The organism is Agromyces mediolanus, from assembly GCF_023715325.1.
GTDB classification, from domain to species: Bacteria; Actinomycetota; Actinomycetes; order Actinomycetales; family Microbacteriaceae; genus Agromyces; species Agromyces mediolanus_A.
This window is the reverse complement of record NZ_JAMBNX010000001.1, coordinates 496,876-512,339: the sequence shown is the minus strand read 5'-3', so window position 1 is coordinate 512,339 and position 15,464 is coordinate 496,876. Positions and strand designations below refer to the sequence as shown.

Sequence of the window (15,464 nt, the reverse complement as noted above, 5' to 3'; positions counted from 1 at the left end):
ATGCTGCAGGGCGCGCTCGCCGGACTCGCCGCCGGCGGACTGTACGCGGTGCTCGCCGTGTGCCTCACCCTCATGTCGCGGCTCGTCCGCGTCGTCAACTTCTCGCAGGCCGCGACCGGCATGTTCGGCGGCTTCGTGGCCGTCTGGCTCGTCACCGAGACCGGCCTGCCGATCTGGCTCGGCTCGGTGCTCGGCGTGCTGCTCGCCGGGGTGCTCTCGGGGGTCATCGGCTGGATCGCCGCGACCTGGCTGTCCGAGGCCGACACGACCACCCGCTCGGCGATGACCGTCGGCCCGCTGCTGCTGCTCATCTCGCTCTCGTTCATCCTGTTCGGCAACAAGCCGCAGCCCTTCGCCTCGATCATCTCCGGGCCGGCGTTCACCTTGGGCGGCGTCGTGATCAGCCAGGTGACACTCGTCACCGTGTCGCTCGCGATCGTCGTCGCCGTGGCGGTGCGGATCCTGCTCACCCGCACCGCGATCGGCACCAGGCTCCGCGCGCTCTCGGAACGGCCGACGACGGCGGAGCTGCTCGGCATCCCGTCGAAGCCCCTCTCGATCGCCGTGTGGGTCGTGACCGGCGTGATCAGCGCCATCGCGATCGTCGTCGTCGCCCCGACCCAGTCGAACGACGCGATCAGCCTCGCGATGCTGATCGTGCCCGCCGCGGCGGCCGCCCTGCTCGGCGGCTTCAAGCGGCTCGACCTCGCCGTCGTCGGCGGACTTGTGCTCGGCGTGCTCTCCGGCCTCGTCGCGCAGATCGACGAGGTCGCGCTCATCCGCAACTTCCTGCCGTTCCTGTTCATCGTCGTGCTGCTGCTGTGGACGCAGCGGAAGGAGGTGTGGGATGCCGCACGCTGACGCCGGCCTCGCCCGCTCCCGCGCCCTGCGCCTCGCCTGGCCGATCGGCGTCGCCGTCGTGGGCGTCGTCGCCGGGTACCTCCTGAGTATCGGACTGTCGGGCTACTTCGTCTTCCTCGCGGTGTCTGCCGTGACCGCGGCCATCGCGATCCTCGGCCTCGGCATCGTCACCGGCTCCGCCGGCATGATCGCGCTCTGCCAGCTCACCTTCGCCGCGGTGGGCGCCTGGGTGGTCTCGCTGTTCAACGTGCTCGAGGTGCCCGGCGGATTCGTGGTCTGGCTGATCGCCGGCGGGCTCGCCGCGGGCGTCGTCGGAATCCTCGTCGGCCTGCCCGCGCTGCGCCTGCGCGGGGTGAACCTCGCCGTCGTGACACTCGGCTTCGCCGCGGCGTTCGACGTGACGCTGCTGCAGATCCAGTTCCCCGGCTCGAAGGACGGCATCCCCGTGCTGCGACCGGAGGGCTTCTCGACCGACCGCGGCTACTTCTTCTTCAGCATCATCGTGCTCGCGGTCTGCGGACTCGTGGTGTTCTGGCTGCAGCGCGGGCGCTGGGGATCGAGCTGGAAGGCCGTCGCGTTCAGCGAACGCGGCACCGCCTCGGTCGGCCAGAGCGTGCAGCAGGCGAAGCTCACCGCCTTCGCGGTCTCCGCGGCGCTCGGCGGCATCTCGGGCGGCCTCCTCGCCGGTCAGGTGCAGCTGCCGTTCGCGTCGAGTTTCACGCCGCTGCAGTCGCTCGCGCTCTACGTGCTCGCGGTGATGAGCGGCGCGTACCTCATCGACATGGCGATCTTCGGCGGCATCCTGTGGGTGCTCGTGCCCGAGCTGCTGAAGCGCTGGGGCGTGCCGCAGGACTGGGGCTTCGTGATCTTCGGCGCCCTCGGCGTGCAGGCCCTCACGAGCGGCACGAACCTCGGTCAGGGCATCCGCAACCTCTGGTGGAAGCGCGCGGACCGCCGCGCCGCGGCGGCACGGGAGGCGGCGAAGGCGGATGCCGCGGCGCATCCGGCCGTGGTGGAGCCCCCGGTCGAGGCATCCGTTCCCACCCTCCCGACATCCGCTCCTCGCCCCGCGAGCGGCGAGCCCGCGCTCTCCGTGACGGGCCTCACCGTGCGCTTCGGCGCCCTGAAGGCGCTCGACGAGGTGAGCCTCGAAGTGCCGGCCGGCAGCGTGATGGGGCTCATCGGCCCGAACGGCGCGGGCAAGTCGACGTTCGTCGACGCGATCTCCGGCTTCCTGCCCCAGGCGAGCGGGGCCGTGCGGCTCGGCGGCACGACGCTCGGGCGGATGTCCCCGACGAAGCGGGCCCGGCTCGGCCTGCGCCGCACGTTCCAGCAGGACCGCGTGCCGCCCGCCCTGACCGTCGACGCCTACGTGCGCTTCGTCGCGCGCCGCCGCGTCACCGCGGAGGAGGTGGCCGAGGTGCTCGACTTCTTCGGCTGCCCGCCCGCGCGCACCCGGCTCGCGGGCGTCGACGTCGGCACCCGGCGCCTCGTCGAGGTCGCCGCGAACGTGCTCGCGAGGCCGCGGGTGCTGCTGCTCGACGAACCCGCCGCCGGGCTCTCCCACGAGGAGCACCTGGAGCTCGGCGCGCGCCTGCGCGAAGTGCCCGCCCGGTACGGCATGGCGATCGTGCTCATCGAGCACGACCTCGACCTCGTGCGCACGGTCTGCTCGACGCTCACCGTGCTCGACTTCGGCCGGGTGCTCGCGAGCGGACCGCAGGACGAGGTGCTCGCGGACCCCGCGGTCATCAAGGCGTACATGGGTGAGACGGAGATGCTGTGAGTGCGTTGATCATCGACGACGTCGCGGTGAGCCGCGGCGCGGGTCCCGTCATCCAGGGCGTGTCCTTCACACTCGAGCAGGGGCGGGTGACCGCCCTCGTGGGCCCCAACGGTGCCGGCAAGACGAGCCTGCTCGACGGCATCTCGGGGGTCGCGCCGATTTCGGCGGGCACGATCCGCCTCGACGGCACGCCGATCGAGCGGCTGTCCCGGGTCGCCCGCGCGAAGCAGGGCATCGTGCACATCGAGCAGGGGCGGGCGGTGTTCCCCTCACTGACGGTGCGGGAGAACCTCTCCCTCACCGCGCGCACCCCGGCCGAGGTCGACGCGGCGCTCGCCCGATTCCCCGAGCTCGAGAAGCGCATCGACGCGCCAACCGCGCTGCTCTCCGGCGGCGAGCAGCAGATGGTGGTGCTCGCCAGGGCCTTCGCCGCCAGGCCGCGGTTCCTGCTCATCGACGAGATGTCGCTCGGGCTCGCGCCCGTGGTGTTCATGCGGCTGCTGCCGATCGTGTCGGAGATCGCCGAGCAGGGCGTCGGGGTGCTCCTCGTCGAGCAGTTCACGCACCTCGCGCTCGGCCTCGCCAGCGAGGCGCTCGTCGTCGCGAGCGGCCAGGTGAGCTTCCAGGGCCCGGCCGCGACGCTCCGCGAGGACGCGAGCCTGCTGCACCGCGCCTACCTCGGCGGCGCCCCCGCCTGAGCGAGAACCCCGCCGAAGAACCGGAGTTGCCCGACTTTCATGAAAGTCGGGCAACTCGGGTTCTGGCGTCAGACGCGGGGCGCGTCACATGCCGGCGTGCTCGAAGGCGATCGTCGGCAGGTCGACGACGTGCGCGCCGCCGTCCGCGACGATCACGGAGCCGGTCATGTATGAGGACTCCCCCGAGCCGAGGAAGCGCACGATCGAGGCGATCTCCGCGGGGGCGGCGGCCCGGCGCAGCGGCACGTCGGCGGTGACCGCGGCGTAGCCGGCCTCGCGCCCGCCGTCGAAACCGGCGTGCCTGGCGAACTCGTCCATCTCCTCGTCGGCCATGGGGGTCTGCACCCAGCCGGGGCAGACGGCGTTCACCCGCACGCCGTGCCGCCCGTAGTCGCGCGCAAGCGTGCGGGTCAGGCCGATGAGGGCGTGCTTGCCGACGGTGTACCCGGCGACGGACGGCCCGGCGAAGAGTCCCGCGAGCGAGGAGATGACGACGATCTGCCCCTTCGACTCGATGAGGGCGGGCAGGCTCTCCCTGGCCATCACGAAGGCGGTCGTGAGGTTCGCCCGCATCGCGGCCTCCCAGGCGGCGTCGTCGGTGTCGCCGACGGCGGCGAAGCCGTGGCCGCCGGCGTTCGCGACGAGCACGTCGAGGCGGCCGTGCCGGGCGAGCACCTCGGCGACCGCGCGCTTCGCCGACTCGGCGTCGGCGGCGTCGGCCTCGACGGCGAGCGCGCCGATCGCGTTCGCGACGCGCTCGAGCGGTTCGCGGCGGCGGCCGACGACGACGACGTGCGCGCCCTCCGCGGCGTAGCGCTCCGCGATGGCGGCGCCGATGCCGGTGCCGCCGCCCGTGATGACGACGACCTTGCCCGCCGTCGATGATCCCGCGTAGCCCATGGCGGGCTCCTTCCTGTCGTTGCGGTCGTGTGGTCTGCCCGGCCCGGTACCGTTCCAGCCTCAGGCCGGGAAGCCCGAGCGGGCGGTGTAGCCGAAGTCGCTCACGAGCGAGGTGCCCGTGATCGCGCGCGCCCGCGGGGAGGCGAGGAAGAGCACCTCGTCGGCGACCTCCTCCGGGAGCTGCACGGGGTAGTCGAGGCCATCGAAACCGCGCTCCTCGAGGCCGAGGTCGCCGCGGCTCATCGGGGTATCCACGACGGAGGGGCACACGGTGTTCACGCGGACGCCCGTGCCGGCCGCCTCGACGGAGGCGGCGCGGGCCAGCTGCACGACGGCCGCCTTCGAGGCGCAGTACGGCGCCATGCCGGGGGCGGCGACGAGGGCGGAGTCGCTCGCGAGCAGCACGACGGCGGCGTCGCCAGAGCGGGCGGCGTCGGCGCGCAGGGCGGCGGCGGTGTGCTTCAGCAGCAGGAACGAGCCGGTGACGTTCACGGCGAAGACGGCCTGCCAGTCGGCGAGCGGGGTCTCGTCGAGACTCGTGCCGACGGGGCCGGAGATCCCGGCGCAGCCGACGACGACGGCGAGGCCGCCAAGCTCGGTCACCGCCCGCTCGACGGTACGGACGACGGATGCCTCGTCGGCGACATCGGCGGTGATGGCGACGACGCCCGCGGCATCCGCCCACCTCGCGTGCAGGCGCTCGGCGTCGCGATCGACGGCCGCCACCCGGGCTCCCTCGTCGAGGAGCCGCGCCACGACGGCGGCGCCGATGCCGCTCGCCGCGCCCGTGACGAGCGCCGGGCGTCGCTCGAGTCCGAGTCTCATCCGGCTGGCCTCTCTGCCGTCGTTCGGTGGTGCGCCGGCGGGCGCCCCCTGATCGGCACCCGCCGGCATCCGCCATCCTGCACCGCCCGGGCGACCGCCCGGCAGACGCGCCGCGCGACCGTGCGCTGGGACACCACTGCCGTTCGCTCCGCGTCAAGCCGAGGCATCCGCTCCACCGCCAGAATCCTTGCTACCCCCAGAGCTGCACCCCAGTTCCCGAGATCGAAGGACCACGCAGTGAGCGAACACTCCGCCCCCAATGAACTCCGGCGCAACGCCCTCGGCGTCGCCGGCATCGTCTTCCTCGTGCTCGCGGCAGTGGCGCCGCTCACCGGCATCATCGTGGTCGCGTCGCTCGCGATCGCGCTCGGCAACGGCGGCGGCACCCCCGCATCGTTCTTCATCGTCGCGATCGTCCTGCTGCTCTTCGCGATCGGCTACGGGCAGATGTCGAAGCAGCTCGTGAACGCCGGCGGCTTCTACGCCTTCGTGGTGAAGGGCCTCGGGCGCACCGGCGGGCTCGTCGCCGGCCTCATCGCGACGCTCGGCTACAACTTCTTCGTCGTCGGCACGATCGGCACGAGCGGCTTCTTCATGCAGACGATCATCGCCGACCTCACCGGGGTGAACATCCACTGGCTGGTCTGGGGCCTCGCGTCGATCGTCGTCTGCTACGTGCTGGCCCGCATCGGCGTGGACTTCTCCTCGAAGATCCTCGGCGTCTGCCTCGTGCTCGAGGTGCTCATGCTCGTCGTGTTCGACATCTCGGTGCTCGTGCAGACCGGCTACGACGTCGCCGCGTTCAGCCCCGAGTGGGTGCTCTCCGGCTCGCTGCCGATCGGCCTGCTGCTCGCCGCGACCGGCTTCCTCGGCTTCGAGGCGACCGCGCTCTTCAGCGAGGAGGCGAAGACCCCGCTGCGCACCATCCCGCGCGCCACGTACATCGCGATCACCGCGATCGGCATCATCCTCGGCGTCACCACCTGGGCCGTCGTGAGCGCGACGGGCGTCGCCCAGGCGCAGCAGACCGCGATCGACCACCTGCCGACCGGCGACCTCATCTTCTCGCTCTCGCAGCAGTACCTCGGCGGGCCGCTCACGACCGTGATGATGATCCTGCTGCTCGTCAGCCTCTTCGCCGCGATGCTCGCCTTCCACAATTCCGCGACCCGCTACCTCTTCTCGCTCGGCCGCGCCCGGGTGCTGCCGCACGCCCTCGCCCGCACCGGCGCGAACGGCACGCCGAAGGTCGCCGGGCTCGTGCAGGCGTCGTTCGCCGCGATCATGGCGATCATCTTCTTCCTGGCCGGCGCCGACCCGATCCTGACCCTCGTGCCGGCGATGCTCGGCTTCGGCACGCTCAGCGTGCTCATCCTGCAGGGGCTCGCGGCGCTCTCGATCGTGGTCGCGTTCCGCCGGCAGCGCGACCGTCGGCTCTGGTCGACGCTCATCGCCCCGGGCATCGGCTTCCTCGGCATCGCCGCGATCTCGCTGCTGGCGATCTGGAACTTCGACGTCGTCGCGGGCTCCCAGGAGCTGTGGATCCGCCTGCTGCCGCTGCTGCTCGCCGCGGCCGTGATCGGCGGGATCGGCTACGGGTCGTACCTCAAGCGGCAGAAGCCCGAGGTGTACGCCGGCCTCGAGACCGACCTCGAGAAGTTCAACGTGCACACCCGCGCGACCGAGGTCGTGGAGTAAGGAACGCACGGTCGCCCGCTCTTCGCACGCAAGGTCCACGCGGTTCGACTGGGCTGCCGCGCACGGTCGCCCGCTCTTCGCACGCAAGGTCCACGCGGTTCGACTGGGCTGCCGCGCACGGTCGCCCGCTCTTCGCACGCAACGTCAAGGCGTCGGCGCGCACGGTCAACCGTGCGGCCGACGCCTCGGCCGATACTGGACGCAACGACCCCCTGATCGAGGACCACGATGACCCAGCACGCCGACGTTTCGCTCTCCCCCAGCGGCTCGCACCGCCCCGATGTCACGCACACGCACGGTGCCCGCGTGACCACCCCGGAGCGCGCCGAGCACCCGCTCGACCCGCTGACGGGCGAGGAGATCGCCGCCGCGCGGCGCATCCTCGACGAGGCCGGGCACGTCTCGGCATCCACCCGAGTGCCCCGCATGCTGCCGGTGGACCCGGCGAAGGCGGACCTCGCCGCGTGGAGAGCGGGCGACCCCCTCGACCGACGCATCCGCGTGACCCTGCTCGACCGGGACACCGGCGTCGCGAGCGAGGCGATCGTGGCGGTGAGCCGCGGTGAGGTCGACGCGTTCCGCGTGCTGCCGAACACCGAGGCGCCGTACGGCCAGCCGCAGTACCTCTTCGAGGAGTACGAGGAGGCGGCGACGATCGTGAAGGCCTCGCCGGAGTGGCAGGCGGCGATGAAGCGTCGAGGGCTCGGGGAGCACCTGGAGCTCGCCTTCTGCTCGCCGCTCGCCCCCGGCTACTTCGGCCGCGAGGACGAGGTCGGCAAGCGGATCGTGCGTTCGCACACCTACCTGCGGCTCGACGAGCAGGACAGCCCCTGGGCGCACCCGGTCGAGGGCCTCGTCGTGCACGTGGACCTCACCGAGCGCCGCGTGATCCGCATCGACGACGAGGGCGACGTGCCCGTGCCGATGCAGCACGGCAACTACACGGCGGCGGCGCAGGGCCCGGCCCGCACCACGCTGAAGCCCATCGAGATCACCCAGCCCGAGGGCCCGAGCTTCTCGGTCGACGGCAGCCTGGTGGAGTGGGAGAACTGGCGCTTCCGGGTCGGCTTCACCCAGCAGGAGGGCCTGGTGCTGAACCAGATCACCTTCCGCGACGGCGAGGAGCACCGCTCGGTCGCGCACCGGGCGAGCGTCCCCGAGATGGTCGTGCCCTACGGCGACACCTCGATCAGCCGGCACTGGATCAGCTACTTCGACGCGGGCGAGTACCTGCTCGGCAAGAACGCGAACTCGCTCGCGCTCGGCTGCGACTGCCTCGGCGTCATCCACTACTTCGACGCCTTCGTGCCCGACGACCACGGCAACCCGGTGAAGATCCCGCAGGCCGTGTGCATGCACGAGGAGGACTACGGCATCCTCTGGAAGCACACCGATCTCGCGGGCACCCCGGAGACCCGCCGCAGCCGGCGCCTCGTGGTGAGCTACTTCTCCACGATCGGCAACTACGACTACGGCTTCTTCTGGTACTTCTACCTCGACGGTTCGATCCAGGTCGAGGCGAAGGCGACGGGCATCGTGTTCGCGGGCGCCGGCATCCCCGGCAGCGACAACCCGCACGCGCCCGAGATCGCGCCCGGCATCTTCACGCCGGTGCACCAGCACCTCTTCTGCGCCCGCATCGACGCCGCGATCGACGGCGAGGACAACACGCTGCACGAGATCGAGATGGTCGGCATCCCGACCGGTCCCGACAACCCCTACGGCAACGCCTTCACCTGGTCGGACGTGCAGCTGGCGAGCGAGTCCGAGGCGCAGCGCGTCGCGAACGGGCTGACCGGCCGGGTCTGGGAGGTGCGCAGCGCGCACCGCACGAACGTCGTCGGCAAGCCCACCGCGTACTGGCTCATCCCGGAGGGCAAGGCGCTCCTCGCGGCGCAGCCGGACTCCTCGGTCGCCGCGCGCGCGGCTTTCGCGACGAAGCACCTCTGGGGCACCCGCTACGACCCCGAGGAGCTCTACCCGGCGGGCTTCTACCCGAACGCGCACGCCGGTGACGGCCTGCCGAAGTGGACCGCCGCGGACCGCAGCCTCGACGGCGAGGACCTCGTGCTCTGGCATGTGTTCGGGCCGACCCACATCCCACGCACCGAGGACTGGCCGATCATGCCGGTCGACTACTCGGGCTTCTGGTTCAAGCCGCACGGCTTCCTCGACCAGAACCCGGCGATGGACCTGCCCGACGGCGCGGCCGCGCACTGCGCGCCCGGCGAAGGCGGTGCGGATGCCTCGGGCGGATGCTGCGGCGGCGGCGAGTGCCGCTGCGGTCACTGACCCCCTGCGCCCCTGCGCCCCTGAGCCGCTGAGCTGCTGAGCCGCTGAACCTGAGACCACCCCGACGATGACGACGACTGGAGCATCATGACCGACACCGCCACGAACCTGTCCGACACCTCGACCTGGCTGCCGCTCGACGGTCTCGCTCCCGGGTTCGACGCGAACAAGGCGCCGCACTCGCTCGACCTCGTGGGCCGCGAGATCGCCGTCGTCGACGAGCGCGGCACGCGCATCGTGCACCGCTTCGCCGAGCACACGGTCGACTGGGAGTACCAGCCGGGCGCGGGCGACCCGACGGAGGCCGCCGCGAAGACCGATGCGTACGAGGCGGTGAAGGTCGACGAGGAGCTGTACTACGTGCAGTTCCACCACGAGTACCTGCCGAACGAGGCCGTCACGCTCGTGCTGGACTTCCGCAGCGGCCACGCGCTCGCCGTGATCAGCCTGATCCGGCCCGAGGCGGAGGCCGGGAAGACCCGCGTGCAGCAGATCTTCGTCCCCTCCCGGATCGAGGGCATCGAGCTCACCGGCGAGGCGCCCACGCCGACGACGACGCTCATCGGCCGCCGGGTGCAGTGGGTGTACAGCCCGGTGCACGCCTACGAACACCTCTACCTCTCGCCGCAGTGGTACACCTGGCAGTGCCTCGCGGGCCCGGAGCGCGGCCTCGCCGACACCGACGAGAACTCGGTGTGGCAGATCCGCCCGGGCATCTACGTCTTCGCCTGGCGCGAGAAGGTCATCCCCTGCGCCTCGGTGACGATCGCCGACCACCGCGACGCCCGCGCGATCCGCTCGCACGGCGTGCTGTTCGGGCTCGACGAGTCGGGCGAGGTGCCGACGCACTTCACCTTCGGCGCCCACGGCCGGCTGATCTCGGTCACCGTGCACCCCGACGAGTACGACACCTCGCGCTGATGGCGACGGCGAGCAGCGGTCCCGCGGAGCTCGTGCTCACGGGCGGCCGCATCTGGACGGGCGACCCCGCGGCCCCGTGGGCCGAGGCCCTCGCGGTCGGCGGCGGGCGGCTGCTCGCCGTCGGCACGGATGCCGACGCGCTCGCGCTCGCGGGCGAGGGCACCGAGCGGCGCGCCCTCGACGGCGCCTTCCTCATGCCCGGCCTCGTGGACGTGCACAACCACCACGCGCTGGCCGGGCGCACCGACCTCTTCGAGCTGTCGTTCTCGTCGTCCGGCTCGGTCGAGGAGGTGCTCGCGGCGGTCCGCGAGTACGCGGCCGGGCTGCCCGCCGATGCCTGGATCACGGGCGGGGCGTGGGGCAGCACCCTGCGCACCGCGATCTCGAACGAGGCGACCCGGGCCAGACTCGACGAGGCATCCGGTGGCCGCCCGGTGATGCTCATGGAGGACTCCCGGCACAACCGCTGGGCGAACTCCCGCGCGCTCGAGCTCGCCGGCATCACGGCCGAGTCCGATCCCGGCGAGGGCGGCGTCATCGAGCTCGACCCGGTCAGCGGGCGGCCGACCGGCGTGCTGCTGGAGTCCGCCGGGCTGCCCGTCGAAGCGGCCATGGCCCGCACGCGCCGGCTCACCGCCGAGCAGCACCGCGCGGCATCCAGGCGCGGCGTCGAGCTGCTGAACAGCTACGGCGTCACCGCGTTCCAGGACGCCGCCGTTTCGCTCGAGATCCTCGAGGCGCTGCGCGCCCTCGACGCGGATGCCGAGCTGGACGCCTGGGTGGTGTCCTCCCTGACGGTGAACGACCAGATCTTCGGCTACGACCCCGTCGGCGAGGGACTCGTCTGGCGGGGCGAGGCGTTCCGCACCGAGCACCACCGGCCGGACTTCGTGAAGATCTTCCTCGACGGCGTGCCGCCCGCCCGCACCGGCGCCTTCCTGGAGCCGTACCTGCCTGACGACGCGCACGGCGACCACTTCCTCGGCGAGACGACGCTCCCGCCCGAGGAGCTCTGGGGCTGGCTGCGGCGCACCGCCGAGCGCGGGCTGTCGGCGAAGATCCACTGCTCCGGGGACGCCGCGGTGCGCCTCGTGCTCGACACCGTGGCGCGGCTGCGCGCCGAGGGCTTCACCGAGACCCGCTACCAGGTCGCGCACGGGCAGTTCGTCGCCGAGTCCGACATCCCCCGCTTCGCGGAGCTCGGGGTCTCGGCCGACCTGTCGCCGTTCATCTGGTTCCCCGGCGTCATCCCCGAGGCGATCGCGACGGTGCTGCCCGCCGAGCGGGCCGGCCGGATGCAGCCCAACCGCGCCCTGCTCGACGCGGGCGCGCTCATCGCGGGCGGCTCGGACTGGCCGGTCTCGGAGTCGCCGAACGCGTGGGAGGGCATCCACGGCCTCGTGACCCGTGCCGACCCGGCCGGGGTGTTCCCCGGCACGCTGTGGCCGGAGCAGGCCATCACGCTCGACGAGGCGATGGCGGCGTTCACGATCAACGCCGCCGAGGCGATGGGCCTCGGCGCCGAGACCGGATCGCTCGTCGCGGGCAAGTCGGCCGACTTCGTCGTGCTCGATCGCGACCCCTTCGCGGGCCCCGCGGAGGAGCTCGTGCGCACGACGGTGGCCGAGACCTGGTTCGCCGGGCGCCGCGTGTACGTGCGCTGAGCCTGGTTCGCTGAGCTTGTCGAAGCGGCGCCGCATGGTTCGCTGAGCTTGTCGAAGCGCGGCGCCCCCTTCGACAAGCTCAGGGAACCAACAGCGGCGCCCCCTTCGACAAGCTCAGGGAACCACGTGGTTCGCTGAGCTTGTCGAAGCGCTGCCGCCCCGACCGTTCGCCTACACTGGTTGACGCGTGAGCGTCGGCGATCTGCGCCGCCTGCGCGACAACGGGAAGAGGGCCGGATGCCGAAGGTGATCGATCACGACCAGCGTCGCCGCGACATCATCGACGTGACCTGGCGGCTCATCGTCAAGGGCGGCATCGAGGCCGCGACGATGCGTGAGATCGCTGCCGAGGCGGGATTCGCGAACGGGGCGCTCAAGCACTACTTCCCGGGCAAGGACGAGATCATCCAGGGCGCCTACGAGCGTTCGCTCGGCATGATGGGCGAGCACATCGAGGCCGAGGTCGCCGGCAAGCGCGGTCTCGAGGCGTTGCGCGCGATCTGCTGGGCCGCGATGCCGCTCGACGAGGAGCGCGTCACGTCCGGTCGCGTGCTGCTCTCCTTCTGGGAGCGAGCCGTGTCGAACGAGACCCTGCACGAGGCCTACCTCGCGCACCTCGCGGTCTGGCGCGAGGCTCTCGCCCGCTACATCGCGGAAGGGCGCGAGGACGGCGACATCACGACCGTGACGCGCGACGAGCAGCTCGTCGACGAGATCGTGCTGCTGAACGTCGGGGCGAACATCATGAGCCTCATCTCGCCCCAGACCTCGACGACCGCACTGCAGGAGGCGCACCTCCGCGCCTTCTTCGACCGCCTCTGAAACCCCGAGTTGCCCGACTTCCATGGAAGTCGGGCAACTCGGGGTGGGGGTGGGCTCGGCAGCGCCGGTCAGCGCGCCTCGGCGACGAGGATGCGCGGGCTGCCCGGCAGCGCGATCGTCTCCACGTAGCGCCAGCCGGCGGCCTCGAGCCACTCGCGGACCTCGGCCTCGGGGAACACCACGGTGCCGTCGATGTTGTAGTACTCCCCCGCGTGCAGCGCGTCGATGCGGCGCTGGCGCGGCTCGTCGTCGAGCGTGAAGTCGAGGACGGCGAGCTTCGCACCGGGTGCCGCGGCCGCGCGGGCGTTCGCGAGGATGGTCCGGTTCTGCTCCGCCGTGAAGCGGTGCAGCACGTGGTTCACGAAGACGAGGTCGTGCTCGCCACCCGGTTCGACGGACTCGGTGTCGCCGCCCTCGACGACGGCGCGGTCCGCGAGGCCCGCCTCGGCCACGGCCTGGGCGACGGAGTCGGCGAAGTCGGGCGCGACAACGAAGCGCGTCGTGAGCTCCGGGTTCGCCCGCATCACGTTGACGGCGAACGCCGGGCTGAGGCCGCCGAGGTCGAGGAGCGAGCGTCGCCCGGCCACGTCGAAGGCGCGGGCGAACTCGTCGGCGTGCAGCTCGTTGTACCGCATGACCCCGGCGAGGAACCGGCCCCAGCCCGCCTCGTCGAGCTCGAGCACGCCGGGGGCGTCGGAGTCGACGGTGCGGTCGTAGCCGCGCCACTGCTCGTAGGAGGTGTCGCCGAGGAAGGCGAGGAACGGCCCGAGGTCGATCTCGGCGCGGTCGCCCGTGAGGTAGGCCGCGGCATCCGGGGTGAGTGAGTAGCGACCGCCGTCGCGCTCGAGCAGGCCCTGCGCGTTCATGCTGTCGGCGAGGATGCGCACCTGGCGCTGCGGCACCCCGGTCGCCGCGGCGAGCGCCTCAGCGTCGAGCGGGCCGTCGGCGAGCGCGGCGAACAGGCCGATGCGGCTCGCGGTGATGAGCTGCTTCGCGCCCATGAAGCCGATCGCGATGTCGACGATGGCGGCGGGGCTGGCGGTCCGCTCGGTGGGCTGGAGGGTGTCGGTCATGGCTGCGCTTCCTGTGCGGCCGCCCGTATCCGTGGGACGGCGATGTCGTGGATTCAGCACGATGCTACACGTTTTTCTACTAACATAGAAAAACAGATCCACCCGTTCATTCACCGTCGAAAGCGAACGCATGCCACTCACCGTCAGCACCCGCACCCTCCCCGCCATCGGCGGCTCGACAGCCGGCGACGCCGCCCCGGTCGTGCTGCTGCACGGCTTCGCCTCCGACGGCGAGACCGACTTCGTCGCCACCGGGCTCGCCGAGGCGATCGCCGCCTCGGGGCGCGACACGATCGTCGTCGACCTGCCCGGCCACGGCACCGCCGCCGCCATCACACCCGACGCGGATGCCTCGACGAGCGCGGTCGTCCAGGCCATCCGTGACGCCCTCCCCGAGTCCGGCCAGGTCGACGTCGTCGCCTACTCCCTCGGTGCCCGGCTCGCCTGGGCGCTCGCCGCCGTCGAGCCGCGCGTGCAGCGCCTCGTGCTCGGCGGCCTCAGTCCCTTCGAGCCGTTCGCCGGCGTCGACGTCGCCGCCCTCGTCCGCGCCCTGGGCGGCGAGAACCCGGCCGACCCCATGCTCGGCATGATGGCCGCGATGATCGGCGCGCCGGGGCGCGACCACGCCTCGCTGCCGCGCCTCATCGCCGGTCTGGCGCGAGAGCCCTTCGACCCGTCGCAGGACGTGCCGGCCGTACCGGTGCTCTTCGTCGCCGGCACCGACGACCCGATGACCACCGGCCTCGACGGCGTCGCCGAGGGCGTCGCGCGCGGGCAGCTCGTGCGGGTGCCCGGCGACCACCTGGGCGCACTCGCGAGCCCCGAGTTCCGCCGCGCCGTGCTCGACTTCCTCGCCTGACGCCACCCCCCACCCCGAGTTGCCCGACTTTCATGAAAGTCGGGCAACTCGGGGGGTGGAGCAGGGTGACACGGGCCGCGCGGCTACGCCCAGACGCCGTCGGAGCGGACGGCTTGGTCGAGCTGGAGGCCCTCGGTCGCCGCGCGGATGCCCGCGGCGCCCACCCGCTCGAGCAGGGCGAGCGCGCCGAGGTTGTCCTCCAGCTGCGCCATCCGGCTGACGCCGAAGAGCACGTTCGCCGTCGCGGGGTTCGCGAGGCAGAAGGCGATGCCGAGCTGCGTCGGGGTCGCGTCGAGCTCGGCGGCGATCCGAGCCACCTCGGGGAAGATCGCGACGATGCGCTCGCGGATCCCGCCGACGTCGGCGCCGATCTTCCGCCCGGGCACCGTCTTCCCCGCGAGGATGCCGCCCTCGAAGGCATCCGAAGCCTGTAGCGCGAGCCGCCCCGACGCGAACAGCTCGCCGTACTCGGGCCCCTCGGCCATCGAGCGGCGCACGAGGCCGTACTTCAGCTGCGCGAAGCTCGGCGGCACCAGGCCTTCGCGCTCGGCGTGGTCGAGCGCGAGCACGAGGTCGTCGGCGCGCCAATTGTTGACGCCCCAGGCGCCGAGCCGGCCGGCCGCGATCTCGGCCTGCACGTCGTCGACGACGCGGCGCACGTCGATCGGCTCGAGATAGTCGCCGACGACGGCGAACTCCGCGCGCTCGACCCCGATCCGTTCGAGCGAGGTGGTGAACTGTCCGGCGAAGCCGACGCGCGGGTACTCCCAGAGCCAGAGCTTGCCGCAGAGCAGGTAGTCCTCGCGGGCGAGTCCGGCCTCGCGCACGGCGCGGCCGAAGATGAGGTCAGTGGTCGCCTGCTCGGCGTGCGGGCCCAGGTCGTAGTGCGCCACGTCGAAGAACGCCGCCCCCGCCTCATGGGCGCGGCGGATCAGCGCGACCGCGTCGTCGAAGTCCATGCGGTCCCAGGTGTTCCAAGACCCGAGGGAGAAGACGGGCACCTCCGGCCCGCCTGGGCCGAGCTGGCGGGTGGGAACGGTGACGGTCATGCGGCCTCCTCGTCGC

General features: G+C 72.1%; 13 protein-coding genes. 9 read left to right on the top strand and 4 right to left on the bottom strand.

What is annotated here, in order from left to right; genetic code table 11:
• The 3 genes from M3147_RS02365 to M3147_RS02355 are packed head-to-tail and all read left to right on the top strand — an operon-like array spanning window position 1 to window position 3,345.
• Window positions 1-861: a branched-chain amino acid ABC transporter permease gene (locus M3147_RS02365; RefSeq protein ID WP_251201861.1), complete on the top strand. Its 861-nt coding sequence runs from the start codon at window positions 1-3 to the stop codon at window positions 859-861.
• Window positions 848-2,647 (top strand): branched-chain amino acid ABC transporter ATP-binding protein/permease, encoded by a 1,800-nt coding sequence (locus tag M3147_RS02360; RefSeq protein ID WP_251201860.1) that lies wholly within the window; start codon window positions 848-850, stop codon window positions 2,645-2,647. The genes M3147_RS02365 and M3147_RS02360 overlap by 14 nt, the downstream gene beginning before the upstream one ends.
• Entirely contained in the window at window positions 2,644-3,345 is a 702-nt protein-coding gene (locus M3147_RS02355) for an ABC transporter ATP-binding protein (RefSeq protein ID WP_251201859.1), read from the top strand. The genes M3147_RS02360 and M3147_RS02355 overlap by 4 nt, the downstream gene beginning before the upstream one ends.
• 84 nt (window positions 3,346-3,429) lie before the next feature.
• Here the strand turns inward: M3147_RS02355 and M3147_RS02350 are convergent, their stop codons facing one another.
• Together M3147_RS02350 and M3147_RS02345 are read right to left on the bottom strand one after the other, a co-directional pair.
• The gene (locus M3147_RS02350) at window positions 3,430-4,245 is read right to left on the bottom strand and encodes an SDR family NAD(P)-dependent oxidoreductase (RefSeq protein ID WP_251201858.1); all 816 of its coding nucleotides are present in this window, start codon (window positions 4,243-4,245) and stop codon (window positions 3,430-3,432) included.
• Between the two features lie 60 nt (window positions 4,246-4,305).
• Window positions 4,306-5,070 (bottom strand): SDR family NAD(P)-dependent oxidoreductase, encoded by a 765-nt coding sequence (locus tag M3147_RS02345; RefSeq protein WP_251201857.1) that lies wholly within the window; start codon window positions 5,068-5,070, stop codon window positions 4,306-4,308.
• 237 nt (window positions 5,071-5,307) lie between these two features.
• Here M3147_RS02345 and M3147_RS02340 point away from each other — a divergent pair, with 237 nt between their 5' ends.
• The 5 genes from M3147_RS02340 (at window position 5,308) to M3147_RS02320 (ending at window position 12,467) form a co-directional block, all read left to right on the top strand.
• Window positions 5,308-6,768 carry an APC family permease gene (locus M3147_RS02340; RefSeq protein ID WP_251201856.1) on the top strand — a complete coding sequence of 487 codons (1,461 nt, stop codon included), beginning with the start codon at window positions 5,308-5,310 and terminating at the stop codon, window positions 6,766-6,768.
• A 228-nt stretch (window positions 6,769-6,996) separates the two neighbouring features.
• Window positions 6,997-9,060 carry a primary-amine oxidase gene (locus M3147_RS02335; RefSeq protein WP_251201855.1) on the top strand — a complete coding sequence of 688 codons (2,064 nt, stop codon included), beginning with the start codon at window positions 6,997-6,999 and terminating at the stop codon, window positions 9,058-9,060.
• Between the two features lie 87 nt (window positions 9,061-9,147).
• Window positions 9,148-9,981 (top strand): molybdenum cofactor biosynthesis F family protein, encoded by an 834-nt coding sequence (locus tag M3147_RS02330; protein WP_251201854.1) that lies wholly within the window; start codon window positions 9,148-9,150, stop codon window positions 9,979-9,981.
• Window positions 9,981-11,645: an amidohydrolase gene (locus M3147_RS02325; RefSeq protein WP_251201853.1), complete on the top strand. Its 1,665-nt coding sequence runs from the start codon at window positions 9,981-9,983 to the stop codon at window positions 11,643-11,645. The genes M3147_RS02330 and M3147_RS02325 overlap by 1 nt, the downstream gene beginning before the upstream one ends.
• A gap of 237 nt (window positions 11,646-11,882) precedes the next feature.
• Window positions 11,883-12,467: a TetR/AcrR family transcriptional regulator gene (locus M3147_RS02320; protein ID WP_251201852.1), complete on the top strand. Its 585-nt coding sequence runs from the start codon at window positions 11,883-11,885 to the stop codon at window positions 12,465-12,467.
• A gap of 68 nt (window positions 12,468-12,535) precedes the next feature.
• Here the strand turns inward: M3147_RS02320 and M3147_RS02315 are convergent, their stop codons facing one another.
• Window positions 12,536-13,540 carry a methyltransferase gene (locus M3147_RS02315; protein ID WP_251201851.1) on the bottom strand — a complete coding sequence of 335 codons (1,005 nt, stop codon included), beginning with the start codon at window positions 13,538-13,540 and terminating at the stop codon, window positions 12,536-12,538.
• Window positions 13,541-13,670: 130 nt separating this feature from the next.
• Here M3147_RS02315 and M3147_RS02310 point away from each other — a divergent pair, with 130 nt between their 5' ends.
• Complete coding sequence (locus M3147_RS02310; protein ID WP_251201850.1) at window positions 13,671-14,399, top strand: alpha/beta fold hydrolase; 729 nt, start codon at window positions 13,671-13,673, stop codon at window positions 14,397-14,399.
• An 83-nt stretch (window positions 14,400-14,482) separates the two neighbouring features.
• Here the strand turns inward: M3147_RS02310 and M3147_RS02305 are convergent, their stop codons facing one another.
• Window positions 14,483-15,448 carry an aldo/keto reductase gene (locus M3147_RS02305; protein WP_251201849.1) on the bottom strand — a complete coding sequence of 322 codons (966 nt, stop codon included), beginning with the start codon at window positions 15,446-15,448 and terminating at the stop codon, window positions 14,483-14,485.
• Window positions 15,449-15,464: the final 16 nt, after the last annotated feature.

Coding starts and splice junctions, on each gene's coding strand:
- M3147_RS02365 (WP_251201861.1), top strand. CDS start 1: ATGCTGCAGGGCGCGCTCGCCGGACTCGCCGCCGGCGGACTGTACGCG.
- M3147_RS02360 (WP_251201860.1), top strand. CDS start 848: ATGCCGCACGCTGACGCCGGCCTCGCCCGCTCCCGCGCCCTGCGCCTC.
- M3147_RS02350 (WP_251201858.1), bottom strand. CDS start 4,245: ATGGGCTACGCGGGATCATCGACGGCGGGCAAGGTCGTCGTCATCACG.
- M3147_RS02345 (WP_251201857.1), bottom strand. CDS start 5,070: ATGAGACTCGGACTCGAGCGACGCCCGGCGCTCGTCACGGGCGCGGCG.
- M3147_RS02335 (WP_251201855.1), top strand. CDS start 6,997: ATGACCCAGCACGCCGACGTTTCGCTCTCCCCCAGCGGCTCGCACCGC.
- M3147_RS02330 (WP_251201854.1), top strand. CDS start 9,148: ATGACCGACACCGCCACGAACCTGTCCGACACCTCGACCTGGCTGCCG.
- M3147_RS02325 (WP_251201853.1), top strand. CDS start 9,981: ATGGCGACGGCGAGCAGCGGTCCCGCGGAGCTCGTGCTCACGGGCGGC.
- M3147_RS02320 (WP_251201852.1), top strand. CDS start 11,883: ATGCCGAAGGTGATCGATCACGACCAGCGTCGCCGCGACATCATCGAC.
- M3147_RS02315 (WP_251201851.1), bottom strand. CDS start 13,540: ATGACCGACACCCTCCAGCCCACCGAGCGGACCGCCAGCCCCGCCGCC.
- M3147_RS02310 (WP_251201850.1), top strand. CDS start 13,671: ATGCCACTCACCGTCAGCACCCGCACCCTCCCCGCCATCGGCGGCTCG.
- M3147_RS02305 (WP_251201849.1), bottom strand. CDS start 15,448: ATGACCGTCACCGTTCCCACCCGCCAGCTCGGCCCAGGCGGGCCGGAG.